This window comes from Corynebacterium sp. MSK041 (genome assembly GCF_030232265.1).
GTDB lineage: Bacteria > Actinomycetota > Actinomycetes > Mycobacteriales > Mycobacteriaceae > Corynebacterium.
On sequence record NZ_JASPJK010000003.1, the window covers coordinates 115499 to 132480 of the forward strand.

A 16982-nucleotide genomic window follows, 5' to 3' on the forward strand; every position below is an offset into this window, starting at 1 on the left:
CATGTGGAACCTCGCTTTTATCACCGATGTCCTGTCGTTGATCTTCATCGTCGCCGGCGCCCTCCAGGTGTTCTTCGCCTCCGTAGGCATGAACCGCTTCCGCAGCACACTGGCGCGCGTTCACGCGGTGACCAAACCGCAGACCGTGGGCCTGATCATGGTCATCATTGGAGTCATCTTCCGGCTCATTGGGGATGAGCATTTCGACGTCGGCCAGCGCGGCGACGTTGGCATGCTCCTCCTGCTCGTCCTCTTCGCGCTCATGACCAACCCGGTCACCGCGCAGCGCCTTGGCCGCGTCTCCCGCCGCGAGAGACTCTACGGTGAGGAAGAGGACATTGCTATCAACGAGCACCCGGGGGACCTTCACAAATCGCTTTAATCGTAGGTCGGACTTATCCGACCTACGGGTGCCCGGCGCGCAGTTCCTCCACCGCCTGGTCCACCGCACCACGCCAATCCCCCGTGGCCTCGAACACAGCGCGTTGACGCTGGTAGGCGGCACCACCGTCGATGATTTCGTTGACGATGTTCAACTCCTCCACACACCCTAACCGCTCCGCGATCGGCTGGAGCTCCTCCACTAGGTCGCGTAGATCGTCCGTGACTAGGCGTTCATCGGTGTCGCGGCTGGTGATGATCTCAGCTTCCAACCCATAGCGAGCACCCCGCCACTTATTCTCCGCCACATGCCACGGTTGGAGGGTGGGGAGGGGGCGGCCTTGGTCCAACATGTCGTCGAAAAGCACAACGAGGCAGTGTGTGAGGGCGACGACTCCGGCGAGCTCACGTAGGTTCGTGGCGGCGTCGGAAATGCGCACTTCGATGGTGCCCCATTTGGCGGCGGGGCGGACGTCGAAATGCATGGAGCCTGTGTGTGACGTGACGCCGGAGATAGTCTGGTCGCGCATGAAATCGACCCACTCCTGCCAGCTGCCGAATGGGTACGGCATGCCCGCGGTGGGAAGCTGCTGGTAGAGCATCGTGCGGTTGGATGCGTAGCCCGTGTCCAGGCCCTCCCACGCGGGGCTCGATGCGCTGATGGCCAGCAGCTGCGGGTACTTCGTCATGATCGCGTTGATGATCGGCCACACCCGATCCTCATGCCGGATCCCCACGTGCACGTGCGTCCCCCACAGCAGCATCTGCTGCCCCCAATACTGCGTGCGGTTGATGATTTCCTTGTACGTCGGCTTATCCCCCACCGGCTGCGTACGGAAATCCGCAAACGGGTGGCCGCCGCCCGCCCACAACTGCAGGCCCATATCGTCCGCAACCTGCTGGATCTTGTCCTTCGTCTCCGCCAGATACGCCATTGCCTCGCCCGTGTTCTGGCACACCGGCGTGACCAGCTCGATGGTGTTCTTCAGAAACTCCTTCTCCAAGTGCGTGCCGGGCCAACGCTTCTCCACTTTGTCGATCACGTCCGCCGCAAACGGCACCAAATCCCTGCTCAGCGGATCAACCAGCGCGATCTCCCACTCCACGCCCAACGTCGGACCCGCCGAACGGTTGAAGTCACGGAACGGATCCATGTGTTGGTTCAACGTCATTCCTCCTACAGGGCAACCGGGCCCGTGAGCACCAGCGTCAAAGAGCCAGGCTTCGCCGCGTTCCCAGGCACCGACGCATCATTTGGCTTAGCGACGCCCCCCACTCTCTCCGCCAGCACCCTCGCCCGCTCTTCCGCCCCCGGCGTTGCCGGGTCAAAGAACACGGTGTTCTCAGTCAGAATCGCCTGCGCCTCGGTGATATTGCCCACCTCGCCGATACGCGTGCCCTGGTCCTTCAGCGTGCCAGACACATCCGCCGCCAGATTCGGAACCGTGGAGTTGTTAAAGACGTTCACCGTCTCATTCTCCGCCGTCATCGGCTCGTTGTTATTGGTGGCGCCGTCTGCGCCGTCCGTGCCGGCCTGGTCAGCCCCTTCGGCTGGGTTGTTCGGATCCACCGGATCCGCCGGGTCCACTGGGTTGCCGCTGTTCGGTCCACGGTTCGTATCGCCTGGGTTCTGGCCCTGGTTCTGACCTTGGTTCTGGCCCTGCTGTTCCTGCTGGTTCTGCTGCTCCTGCGCGGTCGTGTCCCCACCGTCCTTGCCAGACTGCGTCATTGCGTACACACCCCACAGGCCAAGGAGGATGGCCACGGCAATGAGGATCATGGCCAGCCCACGCTTCGGCACACCACTCACAACGGCCGCCCCGCCTGCAAGCGCTGCACCACTGCCGGTCGCTGCACTGCTGGATACGGTGCCAGCACCTGCACCAGCCGCACCCGCACCGGCTCCTGCACCAGCCGCACCAGCCGCAGCTGCATCACTTTCCGCAATGCTCGCACCCATGGCTCCGGCTGCGAGGACGCCTCCGCGGTCATCCTCTTCCGATTCTTCCAGTTCAGCCACGTAGTCGTAGGGTTCGTCGGCGTAGCCGTCCTGGTCGTAGTCGTCGTAATCCTCGTAGCCTTCAACGTCCTCGAACTCGGCGTCTTCCACCCGCTCCAAACGGTGGTGGCGGCCAGCAGCGGGTTCGTCGTAGAACTCCTCGAAGGCCTCGTCGAAGGAGCCGTCCGCCGCCTCCTCATACAGATCGCGGGCACGGTCAGCACCCTTACCGGAGTTGTCGCGGTTGCCATTACCAGGATTCACATTAGTCACAACCGTCACCCTAATGTGGGTCGCGCGACAGGCCCCGAGCGACGCGCCGGTGGGCCAACTTTCCCCGCCCCACAAGCTCTCAAAGTACCCATCCGAGAAATCTCACACCGGCCCGAACGCGACCTGGGCGAATACGGACCCACAACCTCGTGGGGCGTGAGAAATATCGACCCCGACCCACAAACCCCTACCCCAGGGCCCGCTGGTCGCGGATGCGTTGGAGGCGGCGGACGAGTTGGGGGCGGGCGGCGAGGGCGGAGGGGTCGTCGATAAGCAAGTTGAGCTTCTGGTAGTACCTGAACGGCGACATGCCGAGCTCAACGCGGATGGCTTCCTCGCGGGCGCCGAGGCTGCGGGGCGCGCGGGCGGCGAAGTCGAGGATGGTCAGGTCGGAGGGCTCCACGCCCCCACCTTATACTGGCCCCATGATCCGACCCATTGTGATTTACGGCGACCCGGTTTTGCACAACCCTACGGAGCCGGTGACGGAGCCGATTGAGGAGCTCAAGCAGCTGATCGCTGATATGCACGAGACGATGGACGCCGCGCACGGCGTGGGGCTGGCGGCGAATCAGATCGGTGTGAACAAGCGGCTGTTTGTGTACCACTGCCCGGATGGGGACACGATGCGTCGGGGCACGGTGATTAACCCGGTGCTGGAGACCAGCGAGATTCCGAAGACGATGCCCAGCGACGACGATGAGGAAGGTTGCCTGTCGGTCCCGGGCGAGTCCTTCCCCACGGCCCGCGCGGAGTGGGCGAAGGTCACGGGCCTGGACGAGAACGGCAACGAGGTCGAGGTCGAGGGCACGGGCTTTTTCGCGCGCTGCCTGCAACATGAGGTCGGCCACCTGGATGGCTTTGTGTACCTTGACGTGCTCACCGGCCGCTACAAGCGCGAGGCGAAGCGCGCGGTCAAGCGCAACGGCTGGGATCACGCGGGTAACACATGGTTGCCGGGGACGGATCCGGACCCGTTCGGTCACTAGTGGTGTTTCGTCAGGGCCCGGCGCAACCGGGTGATCGGGTGGTGGTGCGGCGCCGCGCGGGTTCGCATTTGACGGATGTGATCGGGCACGTGGTCTCGCTGGATCCGCTGGTGGTACGACCGCAGAAGGTGGGCGGGTTGCCCTCCGAAGCCGAAGCGATCCGTATCGACGACCCGCTGATCGTGCGCCGGATGAGCCCGCGCCGCATCCGCAATTCAGACATTCGCGCAGTTGAAACCGCCTATGCCCGCGCGTTTCCAGGCCAATCGCGCATGCTTTTCGACGACTGGCTCACCCGCGCCGGCTCCGACATCGCCGAACGCTCCAACTCCGCAACCCCAATTGGCCATTCAGGTGGTTTCCGGCAGGTGCCGCTGGACCAGATCGTGGAGTTTTACCGCGAGCGGGGTCTGCCAGCACAGCTGCTGATCCCGGAGCGGATTGGTGCGCCGGCGCTGCGGGCGATTGAGGGGCGGCCGGAGTGGACGATCGGGCCGGAGATTCTGGTGATGACGCGCTCGTTGTCAGACCTGCCGACGTCGACGCCGTTGGACTTCGAGTTCCACATCGACCCTCGCCCCGACGCCGACTGGCTAGCCATGTATCACTTCCGCGGGCAGCCGCTGCCACCGGAAGCGCTGGCGGAACTCGCCGATGAGATTGAGGGCGAGCTCGGTTTCGGCCGCCTCACCCACCAGGGCGAGACCGTGGCCGTCACCCGCGGCACGATCACTTCTTCCGATGATGGCCGGGTGTGGCTCGGCTACTCCGCCGTTGAGGTGGCACCGGCGTTCAGGCGCCGTGGACTGGGCACGCAGCTCGGGGCGGAGATGCTCGCCTGGGGCCAAAGCCGCGGCGCTACCGATGCGTACCTCCAAGTGCTGGCCAGCAACGACGCCGGTATCGGGCTGTACACCAAGCTCGGATTTATCGAGCACCACCGGCACCGCTACGCGCGCTGTGATCTAGGCTAGTGCCCATGCGAATTGCCACGTGGAACATCAACTCGGTGCGCACGCGCGTCGACCGCGCCGTCGCATTCTTAGAGCGCAACGACATTGATGTGCTTGCCATGCAGGAAACGAAGTGCTCAGACGACAAGTTCCCCTACTCCGCGTTTGAGGCCATCGGCTACGAGGTGGCACACGTGGGCTACCACCAGTGGAATGGTGTGGCGCTCATCTCCCGCGTCGGTCTGGAGGACATCAAAGACCACTTCCCCAACCAGCCCGGCTTTGACAAGAACCCGGCCAACCCCCAGAACCGGGAAGCCCGCGCAGTCGGCGCCACGTGCAACGGGGTGGAGATCTGGAGCCTCTACGTCCCCAACGGACGGGAGATTGCGGATCCCCACTATGACTACAAGTTGGAGTTTTTGTGGAGGTTGGGGGAGGTCGTCGATAAGCAAAAAATGCAGGTCTTGTGCGGCGACTTCAACATCGCACCCACCGACAAGGATGTGTGGGAGCGCGCGTTCTTTGAAGGCAAAACGCATGTGACCGAGCCCGAGCGCGCGGCGTTCCAGCGCGTCGTGGAATCCGGGTTGACGCAGGTCAGACACGAGGAACCGTACTCCTACTTCGATTACAAAGGCATGCGGTTCCAACGTGGCGAAGGGATGCTCATCGACTTCCAGCTCGCCTCACCCCAACTGCCCGCGCGCGCATGGGTTGACCTCGAAGAACGCGCCGGCGAGAAAGCCTCCGACCACGCGCCAGTCATCGCGGAATATGACTTGAGCGCCCTGCTTATCGACGAAGTCCGATGAGCCTCTCCACCCTCCAACTCGTCCTGATGGTGATTGACTACACCATCAAATTCGCCGTGATCGGCGTGATCCCGGAAAACCGGAAACCCTCATCCGCGAACGCGTGGCTGCTGGTCATTCTGCTCATCCCATTTCTGGGATTGCCGCTGTACTTCTTCCTCGGCTCGACGTTCCTGTCGCGGCGACGCCACCGCATCCAACGCCAAGCCAACGAGCTGCTTAACGACGTCCACGAGAACTTCCCCGACTACCCCGCCGGCGCATCCGTGTCAGATGAGGTGGCGTCCATGGCGCACCTCAACCGCACACTCACCGGCTTCCCCGCTCTGGACGGCCACGCCAAAGCTGTTTGGACGGACTACCAGGGCACCATGCGCCGCCTGGCCGAGGCCATCGACACCGCCGAAAGCCACGTCCACGTGGAGATCTACGCCATGGCCTGGGACTCCACCACCGCCCCCGTGTGGGAAGCCATGGAACGCGCCGTCGACCGTGGCGTGGCCGTGCGAGTGCTGCTCGACCACATTGGCTCCCAAAAATACCCCGGTTTCCGCGCCTTCAAAAAGCGCATGACCGCCGCCGGCATCGACTGGCACCTCATGCTGCCCCTCCAACCACTCCGCGGCACCTTCCGCCGGCCGGACCTGCGCAACCACCGCAAGCTGCTGATTATCGACGACAGCGTCGCGTTCATGGGGTCTTTCAACCTCATCGACCGCTCCTACCTCATGCCCAACCACGTGCGGAAAGCCCGCCAATGGGTGGACACGTTCGTGGAGCTCACCGGGCCCATTGTCGCCTCCCTTGAAACCATGTTCGCCGTGGACTGGTACACCGAAGCCGGCGAAATCCTCTCCATCCGCGCACCTTTTGATGATGACACCGCTGACCACGACCAAAACGTCCTCCAACTCATCCCGTCTGGCCCCGGCTACTCCACCGAACCAAACCTGAGGATGTTCAACACCCTCATCCACCACGCCCGCCACCGCCTCGTACTCTGCTCCCCCTACTTCGTCCCCGACGACTCCATGCTGGAAGCCATCACCACCGCCTGCTACCGCGGCGTCCGCGTCGACCTCCTCGTCGGCGAAAAAGCCGACCAGTTCATGGTCCACCACGCCCAATCTGCCTACTACCAGCAGCTCCTCGAAGCCGGCGTACACATCTGGCAGTTCCCCGCCCCCTATGTCCTGCACACCAAGTTCGCGATTGCGGACCCGGCGGTCTGGACCCAAGCTGAGTCTGGGGCTGGGTCTGAGTCTGGGCCTGAGCCTGGGTCTCACCGCAACGAAATCGCCATCGTTGGCTCCTCCAACATGGACATGCGCTCTTTCTCCCTCAACTACGAGAACAGCCTGTTTATCCTCGAAGGCCCCCTGATCACCCAGCTCTGTGATCTCGCCGCCTCCTACCTCTCCGTCTCACACCAACTCACGCTCGAGGAATGGAAGAAGCGGCCCTGGACCCGTCGCTACATCGATAACGTGATGAAGTTGACGTCGGCGGTGCAGTAGGGGCGTCGATAAGCATTTTTAAGCTTTTTGAGCACGCTCGAGCGCGCGACGCACATCTGCAATGAACGTTCTGGGCTGCGCGAACACCTGCGTGGAGGAGTAGCGAACAACCTGAAAACCCCTGTTCAGGATGAGTTTCTCGCGCCGGCGCTCCTGGCGGATCGCCTCCTCGGGGTCCTCGTCGTATTTGAGCTCGCCGTCAATCTCCACCGCGACGCTCCCGCGAACGAGCAGATCGATCGCGTACGGCGGCACCACCTTCGCCTGCGGCTTCAGCGGCCCGATGCCCTCCTCGATGAGCAGCGCCCGCGCGTAGCTTTCCCCCGGCGCATCCGAACAATCCACCGCCTCCCGCAAGCTCCGCCGCGCGTGCTCGATCCCCTTCCGCATGCCCACCTCGCGTAGGTGTTTCTCCAGCTCCGAGCGCTTGTGCTTGTTCGCCAGCAGCCAATCCGCCGCCACCAGCCCCGCCCGGAACCCCTCCGCGCACGCGGTCTGCAGCCACGCACTCACCGGGTCCACCATCGCCGCCCCCAAGATCTGCACCACCTCCTCCGGTGGCGGCTCCTTCCGATACACGCAGCCCGCCGGCCACTTCGTCCGCGGCGGCACACTACCCGACCGCGTCGCCAGCGTGATCCGCTGCGCCACGTCCACCGTCCACATCCCGAGCACCCGCGCCGCCGAACTCCCCACCAGATACGAGCTGTTCACCGACTGCGCCGCCGCCAACGTCATCAGTATCTGCCGCTGATATCGCCGCAGCGCCATCATGTCTTTCCGCCGCACAAAGCGCCGGCTGGCCACCTTAATCAGCTCGCCGCGCTCAATTTGCTTCTCGACGCCCCTCGGCACCCTCCTCCCCACCCCCACCAACAACGAATTCAAATAAGGCAACTCTGGGTGCATGCGTTTATTGTCGCGGGGCCGCGCAGCGGTTTTCAAGGGAAAATTGTCCACTCTTGTGGACCTTCCTCGTCGCACCCCTACCCTGTTGCTGCCTGTTGCTGCCTTTTGCTGCCTTTTGCTGCCTGTTGCTGCCTGTTGCTGCCTGTTGCCGCCTTTTCAGCTGCCGCAGCTGAAGCCTATTCACTCCCGCCCCACGCGTTTCACATAAGTTTGCCAAACTGCCCAAAAACGGCCGTTTTCAGGCCAAAAATCGCGAGTTTGGCAAACTTAGGTGCAACTGCCGTGACAGGTGGGATTTGGAGGCGCGAGGAAGCGCGTAGAAGGCCACAAAAAGACCCGCCGACCACGGCCGGCGGGTGCGAATAAACGGGGCTAAACGTCGCGTTTCTCTAGAAGCAGCAATCCGATGCCGTACAGCACCACCGCCCACACCCCGAAGAGGAGGAGGGACTGCCATAGTTCGATGGGGGCACTCACCCCCGGCTCCGGCCCGGGGTTCTGGATGTTGGAGGTGAAGTACTGCAGGTTCGCAAAGGGCGCGTAGGCCTGAATGTCCTTGCCCACTTTGGGCAGGAACCCGATCAGTGGCTCGACGGCGAACTGCCAGCCCAGGTACGCTACCAAGGCGCCGGCGGTCTGGCGCACAATCCAGCCAACACCCTGCACGAGCAGCACCGATACGAAGGTGGCCAGCGGGACCGCCCAGAGGGCGCGGCGGCTGTAGTCGTTGGAGGTCCAACCAATGGGGTTAGCAGCAATGAGGTCGCCGATGACGAAGCAAAGTACGAGGATCAGGAAGGACAGTGCGGCCGCGTAACCCCCGTAGACGATGAGTTTGGACAGGGCGACCTTCCATCGCTGGGGTGTCAGCGTCATGTTGGTGGCACTGACTTTGTAGCGGTACTCGGTGGTCACCACCATGATCGCCTGGATCATGAGCGTGAGCATGCCGAAGCTGAGGAAACCAGCGACAACCATGGCGCCGCCATAGGCCGGCATGTCTGGGGTGTCCAGGGACGCCATCAGGATGGCCCAACCAATGCTCAGGGCAATGGCGATGCCGGATGTCCACCAGAAAGAGGCGGTCGTGCGGAGTTTGGTCCACTCCGAAATGATGGTGTTAAGCACGGTGCGCGCCTCCTTGAATATCTTGAGCAGCCGGAACAGAAGAAGCCGAAGGAGCCGAAGGAGCCGAAGGCGCGGCAGGAGCGGGCGCCCGCCCCCCGGCTAGCTCAGCGGCGGCGTACTGCACAGCCCCCTCGGTGCGCCGGATGTAGGCGTCTTCGAGGGAGGCGCGGCGCTCGGTGAGTTCGGTGAGCATGACGCCGGTAGAGAAGGCGAGGGCGCCGATGTCTTCGGAGGACTGGGAGGGAATCTCCAGGATGGGACGCCCCTCGGCGTCCACAGACTGGGTAAAAGCAATGCCTTCCGCAGTCAGGGCCGACCCAAACTCGGCAAGATGCGGGGTTCGCACAACTGTGGTGAGGGCGGAGTTTTCCTTGATGAAGTCGTGGACAGAACCGGCGGCAACAAGGCGGCCTTTACCAATCACGATGAGGTGGTCGGCGGTCTGCGCCATCTCGGCGAGCAGGTGGGAGGACACGAGCACGGTGCGGCCTTCCGCGGCGAAGCGGCGGAGGAGTTCGCGGACCCAGCGGATGCCTTCGGGGTCGAGGCCGTTGACGGGCTCGTCAAGAATGAGGTACTCGGGGTCACCCAGCATGGCGGCGGCGATACCCAGGCGCTGGCCCATACCCAGGGAGAATCCGCCGACTTTCTTACCCGCCACGGACGTCAGTCCGACGAGGTCCAGCACCGCATCCACACGCGAAGTGTCAATGCCGGAGGCCTGCGCCTGCCACAGCAGCGCATTGCGGGCGCTGCGGTTCGGGTGGATCGCCTTCGCGTCCAGCAGCGCACCTACCTTGTTCAGGGGGTTGGGGAGGGAGCGGTAGGGGGAGCCGTCGATAAGCGCGGTGCCCGCGGTGGGTGTGTCGAGGCCGAGAATCATGCGCATCGTTGTCGATTTTCCTGCGCCGTTCGGCCCGAGAAATCCGGTGACTACGCCCGGTTCGACGGTGAAGGTCAGGTCGTCCACAGCGCGGACCTGCCCGTACTCCTTCGTCAGGCTGTTAACTTCGATCATGGTTTTCAGCGTGCCATAGAAGCATGCTTAACGACGATTCAAATCCCCCATGCAACTCAAACTCCCTGATCTTTTCCAGTGGAACCCAACGCAGCTCCATAGATTCAGCGTTTGGTTCAAGCGGAATCGGCTCGCCGGTGGCGGTGCGGGCGAGGACAGTGGTGTAGGTCCAGCCGGGGGCTTCGCCGGCGGTGACCACAGCGGAGTCGATGAGCACGAGTGCTGGGTCAATACCGCATTCCTCCACTGTTTCGCGCAGGGCTGCTTCCTCGACCGTTTCGTGCGAGTCGCGGGCGCCGCCGGGTAAAGCCCACGTGCCACCGTCCGCGACCCAGTGCGCGCGGTGTTGGAGAAGAACGGTGTTTCCGGCGCGGAGAAAGAGTCCGGCCGCACCGTATTTGCCCCAAACCTGTTTGCCGTGTGGGCCTTCGACCCAACCGTTTCCGTCGCCTTCCATAAGCGCTACCCTACCCGCGAGTGTTGTTTAACCCCACCTGTCACAGACGCACGGTAGTCTGAGGGAATGGCGCGCACGGAGGCGGCCGGTCAGGCCAGGGATAACGCGGGAGGACGCTCTCGCGTGCGATTGCCACGATTCAGTCCCCGGAAATCACGGCCGATGGTGAACGTCCAAGAGCATGAGGATGCGTGGCTGGATTCCCTCGAAGAAGCACCGGCGCGCACCGGCCTGCGGGGCCTGCGGGATAAGTTCTACGAGTCCCTGGGCGGCACCGGCCGCTGGATGGGCGACGCATGGAATTTCCTCAGCACGAGTCTGGGCCGGCTGCTGGCCTTGATGGTGCTGCTCAGCGTCATGCTTCTGGCCAGTGGCTATGCCATGAGCCAATCAGGCGAATCACGCGAGCACGCTTTGACAACACTGCTGACTGCCACCGAGCCCACCAGCGATTCGGCACACACCTTGTACACGAGTTTGAGCCAAGCGGATACCTTGGCCACCACGTCCTTTGTGCAGCCTGGGCTGCAAACGGCGGAGTCTCACCGGCGATATGTCACCACGATTGATAATGCTGTGATTGCGGCGGACGAAGTCGTGCGCGGCAGCGCAGTGGCCGGCGATCATTCGGAACATGCCGCGGAAGTGCAGGCGCTTGTCCGCGACATTCAGCGGATGCTGCCGCAGTACACCGGGCTGATGGAGCGCGCGCAGGCAAACCAACGCGTAGGCAATCCGCTGGGCGTGGCGTACATGACGCAGGCGTCCACTCTGATGCGTGAAACGATGCTGACCAAGGCGGAGCGCCTGCTGAACATCACCCGCGACCAAGTGGACGAGGAGATGCGACGGCTCACCCTGCCACAATTTGTTCCGCTATCCGGCCTGCTCGCAGGAATTGCCGCGCTGGTGTTCACGCAGTGGGTTTTGTGGCGCATGTTCCGGCGTCGCCTGAACCGTGGCTTCCTGGTGTCCACCGCCTTGATGTTGGCAGCAGCAATATGGGTGATCAGCGCGAACTCGGCGTCGTGGATAGCGGGAACACGAGGTTTTGAGGCGGCAAGCGACCAACTCGAGCAGCTCACCAGCGCCCGAATCGCCGCGCAAGAAACGCGCACGACCGAAACGCTGACGCTGCTCACACGCCGCACCGGTGATCGCTCCGGCCCAGTAATGGGCGACACCGCCAGCGAGGTCACCCGCGCGTTGGATGTCGTCGCCCCCACCGCGGATCCGGAGCGCGTAGCCACCACCCGGCGCGCACTGACGGATTGGCGCGTCTCGCACTCACGCATGATGACATCGCTCCAGCAAGGCGATTACTCGCGCGCCGTGGACATCGCCGCATCGCCAGAGCTTGTCGACGCCTCCCCTTCCACCGCCACCTCCTTCCAAACCCTGGATAAAGGCTTGACGGATCTGATCTCCCAGTCCCGAACAGATCTGCGCGCGCACATCACGAACAGTTTGAAAGCCTCTGACAGTGTCGCGCCTGGCGTGATGGTGCTGACTATCTTGGCTTTCCTCATGGCGTGGGTGGGCGTCCGTCCGAGGATTCAGGAGTACCTGTGATGAAACAAGAGATGAGTCCGCTGGGGATGCGTGTGCGGAAGGCGGGGGTTAAAACCAGGACCCTAGTCAAAGGGGCTGCCGTACTGTCAATCGTGGCGGGAACCTTAGCTGGCTGCTCTGTCACCCCTGTACAACCCCTGCAGCCGGGATACGGGGAGGAGCAGGAACCGTCGGCGTTGCAGGACCTTCCACTGCCGGCGGGCGCCGTGGTAGACCCACCGGGACACGCGCCGGAAACCGAGGTAGAGCCCTATAACTGGCCTGGATCTTTGCACCCAGACCGGGAGTCCCCGGAGAAGCGGGTGCCGGATATTTTTAAACGTGGCCGCCTCATTGTGGGTGTGGATCAGTCCCAATATTTGCTCAGTTTCCGCGATAACGCGACGGGTGAGCTCAAAGGTTTTGAGGTGGATTTAGCCCGGGAGATCTCGAGGGACATTTTCGGGTCTCCCGATAGGGTTGATTTCCGCTTTGTGGATTCCTCGATGCGCACGGAATCTTTGGTCGCGGGGCAGGTGGACATTGTGATTAGGACGATGTCCATTACCAAGGAGCGATCGGAAGCGGTGGATTTTTCGGCGCCGTACCTGGATTCGTCGGTACGCATGCTCGTGCCAACGAGCTCTCACATTGATGGGGCAGATGACCTGACTGATGAGCGCATTTGCGTCGCCGCGGGGTCCAACATTGTGGATATTGCGCGCTCGAACTTTCCGCATCAGGAGCTGCTGCGCACGCGTACGTGGACGGATTGTCTGATGGCGTTGCAGCAGTATCAGGCGGGGCTGCTGGTTGGCGATGAGACAATTCTGGCGGGATTTGCCGCGCAGGACCCGCTAACCACGGTGGCTGGCGAGCCTTTTGCCGAACAGCGTTACGCGGTGGGTATCCCGAAGGGGTATGACGGGCTGACTCGCCAGGTGAATTACACCCTTAACCGCATACGCACGGATGGGACGTGGGATGCAATGTTCAGCCGGTGGCTTGGCAGGCACATTGCGCCACGCACCGCGCCGCAGCCCGTCTACCGGGAGGAGACCAATGACTAAGGACAAACTCACCCAGGACGACCCGGACGCAACCGACGGCACGTGGGTCCCCGACCGGGATATTGACCAGGCCACTGAGCACCTGCGCAACGAGCCAGCGCGCACAGATACGACTGAGAGCACTCCCGACGAGGCAGAGCACACCGAGGCTGTCCTATTCGATCCCTTCGCGGACGAAGAGGAGGAAGACGAAGCGTTCGACGCGGACACGCTGTATGAGGGCACCGGTGAAATAGCCAACCTCCTCAAAGACTTGGATGCGTTGAGGGATGCCCCAGAGGCAACGCAAGCGACGCAGGCGACACAGGCGACTCCACCTGAGTTCACCGAATTCACGGAACACACCACCCAGGGCACAGTGACCGGTGCAGGCAGCACCACGAGCGCCGGAACGCTAGCGGGGTTAACGCCGCAGCAGATTGCGGAGTTGCAGGCGAGTACGTCGGAACGCTCTAGGCGCGAGGCTTTGGAGAAGTTCAAGGAGCTGCGCGGGGCACAACGCCAAGCCCGTTCGGTGGCCGACGGCATGGTGGAGTTGCCGTGGATTGCGCCGTCGGAGCCGAAGGAGGCGCTGCGGGATCCCACGGAAGCGGTGGTGAACAAGGGCATTCCGGCTCCGCAGCTGCAGCAGGGCGACGTGGTTGCTGGGCAGTATGAGATCCAGGGTGTCATCGCACATGGCGGCATGGGCTGGATTTACCTGGCGCAGGACCACTATGTGGCGGGGCGCGTCGTGGTGCTGAAGGGCCTGCAGTCGGAGAAGAGCGAAGACGAGACGAACGCGGCGGCTGCAGAGCGGGAGTTTTTGGCGGATATTACGCACCCCGGGATAGTGAAGATCTTCAACTTCATTGATGATCCACGGGTGGCGGGTGGCTTTATTGTGATGGAGTTTGTGGGTGGGCCGTCGCTACGCGAGCGTCGTAACGCGCAGCGCAACCACCTGCTCCCGATTGACCTGGCCATCGCGTACATCCTGGAGGTTCTTCCAGCGCTGGGCTATCTGCACAGCCGCGGGGTGGTGTACAACGATCTGAAACCGGACAACATCATTGTCACCGAGGACCAGGTGAAGCTCATTGACCTAGGCGCGGTCAGCGGTATTGGGGCGTATGGCTACATCTATGGAACAAAGGGGTACCAGGCGCCGGAGGTGGCGCGGGAGGGGCCGTCCATAGCCAGTGATATTTACACGGTGGGCCGCACGCTGGCTGCGCTCATCCTGGATTTACCCAAAGTCGATGGCGTGTTTACGCATGAGCTGCCTACGCCGAGTACGTCGAAAACGTTGCGCCGCTACATCTCCCTGTATCGCCTACTCGCGCGGTGCTGCGACCCGGATCCGACGCAGCGTTTCCAGTCCGTGGATGAGCTGGAGGTGCAGCTGCTCGGCGTGTTGCGCGAGGTCATTGCTATTCGCGATGGGATTGCTCACCCGTCGCAACACTCGCTGTTTTCGCCGCAACGTACCACGTTTGGCACGAAGCACCTGGTGTTCCGGACGGATCAGCTTATTGATGGCATCGATCGCACCGTCGAAATCACCCCCTCCGAGGTGCTCTCCGCCCTGCCCACACCGCTGATTGACCGTTCCGATGTGGGCGCCGGTCTGCTCTCCGGTACCTCCTATGCGGAACCACAGGAGGCCCTGGAATCCCTGCGCCAGGCGATGCAGACTCCTGAGTATGAGCATTCCGCGGAGATCCCCTTCGGCGTTGTGCGCGCGATGTTGGACTTAGGCCTGACAGCGCAGGCACGTCACTGGCTCAGCCAATTCGATGACCGCCTGCGCAACAACTGGCGTTTCCACTGGTACCGCGCGCTCACGGAGCTCTCTCGCGGCGATTTCGTGGCAGCTCAGGAAGATTTCGCACAGGTGCTAAGCATTGTGCCGGGTGAGGCCGCCCCGAAACTCGCGCTCGCTGCGGTGGATGAGCTCATGCTGCAAGAAAGTGGGCACCAGCAGGAAGAGCTTATCGACGACACCCTTCCCCGCCACCTCGCCTCCATCCGCACCGATCTTGGCGAGCTGCCCAATTCCTACTTCCGTCGCCTCGAGAAAGATGGGGTGCTCACCCCAGAGTGGAGCCACGTCTCCCTCAACCCGCAAACGCTGCGGATGAATGCCATGCGCCTCTATGCCTTGGTGTGGGCAGCGAATTCCACCACGGTGTCTTCTGCATTCGGTTTAGCCCGCCAGCTCATGTTTGAACGGGAAGTGGAAATGGCGGTAGCTGCCCTGGACAAGGTGCCACAGCAGTCCCGCCATCACCGAATGGCTAAACTCACCAGCATTTTGTACCTGGTGGGGGACACGTTGACGGAATCCCGTATCCGCCGCGCTGCGCGCCGACTGGAGGAGATCCCCACGAACGAGCCACGCCTGTTGCAGATCAAGATCGCAGTGCTGCGCGCGGGACTGACCTACCTCATGGACAACAACGTAGAGTCCGCGAGCTCCAAAACGCAGCTTTTCGAGTTCGCCTTCACCGTGAAAGGGCTCCGCCGCGGACTCGCCATCACCTTGCGGCAACAGGCCCGCCGCGCGCCCTTTGCCAAGCACCGGTACGCCCTGGTGGACACGGCGAACAAGGTGCGCCCTGCTACGTGGTTCTAGTTGCCTGGAGGCAACTAGAACCACGTAGCAGGAAAAGGAAAAGGTAACGGAAGAGGGATAGAAGACGAGAAGACAGCCCCCTAGTTGTAGTTGCCGAAAGGCAGCTACAACTAACCCGCGATTGCCGCGGACTTCTGTGCGATGGCCAGTTCCTCATTCGTCGGCACAACCAGCACCTTGGTTGCCGAATCATCGGTGGAAATGATGCGGGCGCCAGAACCTTCCTCGTTCTTGGCCGGGTCCAGCTTGATGCCAAAGCCTTCGAGATTGGCCAGCGCATCGGCGCGGACCTGCGCGGCGTTTTCGCCAACGCCGGCGGTGAAGGTGATCGCGTCAACTCGCCCGAGGCCAATCATGTACGCACCGATGTAGCGGCGGAGGCGGTGAACGTAGACGTCATAGGCGAGCTTGGCCTTCGCATCACCATCAGCGATGCGGGCGTTGATCTCGCGGAAGTCGTTGACACCAGCCAGGCCCTTGAGGCCGGAGCGACGGTTGAGCAGGTCATCGATGTCGTCGATGCTCATCCCGGCGGTGCGGTAGAGGTGGAAAATCACACCCGGATCAATATCACCGGAACGAGTGCCCATGACCAAGCCCTCAAGAGGAGTCAGGCCCATCGAGGTGTCCACCGGCTTGCCACCACGAACGGCGGAGATGGAAGCACCATTACCAATGTGGAGAACAATCTGGTTGGTCTCCTCCTGCGACTGGCCAATAAGCTCCGGAACCTGGGAGGACACGAACTCGTGGGACGTGCCGTGGAAACCGTAGCGGCGGATCTGATGCTCCCGCGCCAAATCATCATCAATCGCGTAGTGTGCGGCACCATCCGGCAGATCACCGAAGAAGCCGGTATCAAACACAGCTACGTGCGGGATGTCCGGCAGCAGTGCGCGGGCCACATCAATGCCGTCGATGTTCGCCGGGTTATGCAGCGGGGCAAGCGGAATGAGTTCGCGGATTTGGTCCACCACCGAGTCGTCGATAAGCACGGGCTCACCGAATGTCTGGCCGCCGTGCACAACACGGTGCCCCACAGCGATGATGTGCATCTGCGTCGGGCCTACGCCGTTGGCGTCCAACATGGCGATAGCTAGCTGCAGACCACCGCGGTGGTCACGGATCGGCATTGTGGAGCCGACCTCACGGCCCTCAATCTTGATGCGGATGTTGCCCTTCGGCTCACCAATCTGCTCCACAAGGCCAGACACGAACGGCGTGTCCGAAGCAGAAGCTTGCGGGTCAACAATCTGGAATTTGATCGAGGAGGAACCGGAGTTCAGAACGAGGACGTAAGACATT

At 62.5% G+C, this 16982-nt stretch carries 16 protein-coding genes; 8 read left to right on the forward strand and 8 right to left on the reverse strand.

Annotated elements, in window-relative coordinates:
- The first annotated feature begins 1 nt into the window (after position 1).
- A complete protein-coding gene (locus QP968_RS04485) occupies positions 2–382 on the forward strand; it encodes a monovalent cation/H(+) antiporter subunit G (protein ID WP_284855213.1) in 381 nt (126 codons plus the stop codon).
- Positions 383–404: 22 nt separating this feature from the next.
- Here the strand turns inward: QP968_RS04485 and QP968_RS04490 are convergent, their stop codons facing one another.
- The 3 genes from QP968_RS04490 to QP968_RS04500 form a co-directional block, all read right to left on the reverse strand.
- Entirely contained in the window at positions 405–1535 is a 1131-nt protein-coding gene (locus QP968_RS04490; protein WP_284855300.1) for a glutamate--cysteine ligase, read from the reverse strand.
- 23 nt (positions 1536–1558) lie between these two features.
- Positions 1559–2653 carry a LytR C-terminal domain-containing protein gene (locus QP968_RS04495; protein ID WP_284855214.1) on the reverse strand — a complete coding sequence of 365 codons (1095 nt, stop codon included), beginning with the start codon at positions 2651–2653 and terminating at the stop codon, positions 1559–1561.
- A 187-nt stretch (positions 2654–2840) separates the two neighbouring features.
- On the reverse strand, positions 2841–3056 hold the full coding sequence (locus tag QP968_RS04500) for a DUF3263 domain-containing protein (RefSeq protein ID WP_284855215.1): 216 nt from the start codon (positions 3054–3056) through the stop codon (positions 2841–2843).
- Positions 3057–3078: 22 nt separating this feature from the next.
- Here QP968_RS04500 and QP968_RS04505 point away from each other — a divergent pair, with 22 nt between their 5' ends.
- Genes QP968_RS04505 through QP968_RS04520 form a run of 4 tightly spaced genes read left to right on the forward strand, consistent with a single transcriptional unit; the run spans position 3079 to position 6927 of the window.
- On the forward strand, positions 3079–3642 hold the full coding sequence (locus QP968_RS04505) for a peptide deformylase (protein ID WP_284855216.1): 564 nt from the start codon (positions 3079–3081) through the stop codon (positions 3640–3642).
- Entirely contained in the window at positions 3603–4616 is a 1014-nt protein-coding gene (locus QP968_RS04510; protein ID WP_502870909.1) for an N-acetylglutamate synthase, CG3035 family, read from the forward strand. The genes QP968_RS04505 and QP968_RS04510 overlap by 40 nt, the downstream gene beginning before the upstream one ends.
- 5 nt (positions 4617–4621) lie before the next feature.
- Entirely contained in the window at positions 4622–5410 is a 789-nt protein-coding gene (locus QP968_RS04515) for an exodeoxyribonuclease III (RefSeq protein ID WP_284855217.1), read from the forward strand.
- Positions 5407–6927, forward strand: a complete 1521-nt coding sequence (locus QP968_RS04520; RefSeq protein WP_284855218.1) for a phospholipase D-like domain-containing protein — start codon at positions 5407–5409, stop codon at positions 6925–6927. Before QP968_RS04515 ends, QP968_RS04520 begins: the two co-directional genes overlap by 4 nt.
- A gap of 18 nt (positions 6928–6945) precedes the next feature.
- Here QP968_RS04520 and QP968_RS04525 read toward each other — a convergent pair whose 3' ends face one another.
- The 4 genes from QP968_RS04525 to QP968_RS04540 form a co-directional block, all read right to left on the reverse strand.
- Positions 6946–7887: a putative endonuclease domain-containing protein gene (locus QP968_RS04525; protein ID WP_284855219.1), complete on the reverse strand. Its 942-nt coding sequence runs from the start codon at positions 7885–7887 to the stop codon at positions 6946–6948.
- Between the two features lie 321 nt (positions 7888–8208).
- Positions 8209–8964, reverse strand: a complete 756-nt coding sequence (locus tag QP968_RS04530) for an ABC transporter permease (RefSeq protein ID WP_284855220.1) — start codon at positions 8962–8964, stop codon at positions 8209–8211.
- Positions 8957–9982: an ABC transporter ATP-binding protein gene (locus QP968_RS04535; protein WP_284855221.1), complete on the reverse strand. Its 1026-nt coding sequence runs from the start codon at positions 9980–9982 to the stop codon at positions 8957–8959. Before QP968_RS04535 ends, QP968_RS04530 begins: the two co-directional genes overlap by 8 nt.
- Complete coding sequence (locus QP968_RS04540; RefSeq protein ID WP_284855222.1) at positions 9969–10439, reverse strand: NUDIX domain-containing protein; 471 nt, start codon at positions 10437–10439, stop codon at positions 9969–9971. The genes QP968_RS04535 and QP968_RS04540 overlap by 14 nt, the downstream gene beginning before the upstream one ends.
- A 162-nt stretch (positions 10440–10601) precedes the next feature.
- On the opposite strand from QP968_RS04540, the gene QP968_RS04545 reads away from it, so the two are divergent.
- The 3 genes from QP968_RS04545 to QP968_RS04555 are packed head-to-tail and all read left to right on the forward strand — an operon-like array spanning position 10602 to position 15677.
- Positions 10602–12011, forward strand: coding sequence for a GlnX family signal transduction membrane protein (locus tag QP968_RS04545; RefSeq protein ID WP_284855223.1), 1410 nt, complete (start codon positions 10602–10604; stop codon positions 12009–12011).
- Between the two features lie 26 nt (positions 12012–12037).
- Positions 12038–13060, forward strand: coding sequence for a glutamate ABC transporter substrate-binding protein (locus tag QP968_RS04550; RefSeq protein WP_502870911.1), 1023 nt, complete (start codon positions 12038–12040; stop codon positions 13058–13060).
- Positions 13053–15677 (forward strand): serine/threonine protein kinase, encoded by a 2625-nt coding sequence (locus QP968_RS04555; RefSeq protein ID WP_284855225.1) that lies wholly within the window; start codon positions 13053–13055, stop codon positions 15675–15677. The genes QP968_RS04550 and QP968_RS04555 overlap by 8 nt, the downstream gene beginning before the upstream one ends.
- Positions 15678–15787: 110 nt before the next feature.
- Here QP968_RS04555 and QP968_RS04560 read toward each other — a convergent pair whose 3' ends face one another.
- Positions 15788–16981, reverse strand: coding sequence for an acetate kinase (locus QP968_RS04560; protein WP_284855226.1), 1194 nt, complete (start codon positions 16979–16981; stop codon positions 15788–15790).
- Between the last annotated feature and the right edge of the window lies 1 nt (position 16982).

What these genes read in the sequence shown, in the direction of transcription:
- QP968_RS04540 (WP_284855222.1), bottom strand. Translation starts at nt 10,439, where the DNA reads ATGGAAGGCGACGGAAACGGTTGGGTCGAAGGCCCACACGGCAAACAG.
- QP968_RS04515 (WP_284855217.1), top strand. Translation starts at nt 4,622, where the DNA reads ATGCGAATTGCCACGTGGAACATCAACTCGGTGCGCACGCGCGTCGAC.
- QP968_RS04555 (WP_284855225.1), top strand. Translation starts at nt 13,053, where the DNA reads ATGACTAAGGACAAACTCACCCAGGACGACCCGGACGCAACCGACGGC.
- QP968_RS04550 (WP_502870911.1), top strand. Translation starts at nt 12,038, where the DNA reads ATGCGTGTGCGGAAGGCGGGGGTTAAAACCAGGACCCTAGTCAAAGGG.
- QP968_RS04560 (WP_284855226.1), bottom strand. Translation starts at nt 16,981, where the DNA reads ATGTCTTACGTCCTCGTTCTGAACTCCGGTTCCTCCTCGATCAAATTC.
- QP968_RS04485 (WP_284855213.1), top strand. Translation starts at nt 2, where the DNA reads ATGTGGAACCTCGCTTTTATCACCGATGTCCTGTCGTTGATCTTCATC.
- QP968_RS04535 (WP_284855221.1), bottom strand. Translation starts at nt 9,982, where the DNA reads ATGATCGAAGTTAACAGCCTGACGAAGGAGTACGGGCAGGTCCGCGCT.
- QP968_RS04490 (WP_284855300.1), bottom strand. Translation starts at nt 1,535, where the DNA reads ATGGATCCGTTCCGTGACTTCAACCGTTCGGCGGGTCCGACGTTGGGC.
- QP968_RS04520 (WP_284855218.1), top strand. Translation starts at nt 5,407, where the DNA reads ATGAGCCTCTCCACCCTCCAACTCGTCCTGATGGTGATTGACTACACC.
- QP968_RS04545 (WP_284855223.1), top strand. Translation starts at nt 10,602, where the DNA reads ATGGTGAACGTCCAAGAGCATGAGGATGCGTGGCTGGATTCCCTCGAA.
- QP968_RS04510 (WP_502870909.1), top strand. Translation starts at nt 3,603, where the DNA reads ATGGTTGCCGGGGACGGATCCGGACCCGTTCGGTCACTAGTGGTGTTT.
- QP968_RS04505 (WP_284855216.1), top strand. Translation starts at nt 3,079, where the DNA reads ATGATCCGACCCATTGTGATTTACGGCGACCCGGTTTTGCACAACCCT.